This is a genomic window from Bartonella vinsonii subsp. berkhoffii ATCC 51672, from assembly GCF_902825225.1.
Lineage (GTDB): Bacteria > Pseudomonadota > Alphaproteobacteria > Rhizobiales > Rhizobiaceae > Bartonella > Bartonella berkhoffii.
Window position 1 is genome coordinate 1 of sequence record NZ_CADEAK010000153.1, and the last position, 456, is coordinate 456.

Sequence of the window (456 nt, forward strand, 5' to 3'; positions counted from 1 at the left end):
AGGCTCATCAAGAAGAAAGCCAGTCACTTAAAGCATCGCTTGAAACGGTGCGCGTCGAAATTGCTATGGGCAAGCAATTGTCTAAACATTTATTATCCAAAAAGGTTGAGCTGGCTGACCGTGTTGCAAAAATGCGCCGTAAATTTGCGCAAGAATATGGTTTTGTTATTCCTGAAATACAGATATCAGATGATTATAAAGTGCCGGCAAAAAGCTATTGGATCAAATTATATGGTACGGTTGTGGCATCTTACGAAATGCGCATAGGTGAGGTTCTCATTATGCCGGGCAATAAACCTATTCCCAATATTCCAGGTGAGCAGGTATGTGAGCCGGCTTTCGGTATGCGTGCTTTTGCAACCTCAGAAACATTTCGCTCTGAATTGATGCGTGAAGGTTATATGGCGGTGGATAATCTTTCAGTATTATTAACCCATTTAAGTGAAGTTTTACGCA

General features: G+C 41.4%; 1 protein-coding gene. It reads left to right on the top strand.

Annotation, left to right across the window (positions count from 1 at the left end):
- A partial coding sequence (locus J7R10_RS08700) for an FHIPEP family type III secretion protein (protein WP_208436475.1) occupies positions 1–456 on the top strand: 456 nt, incomplete at both ends.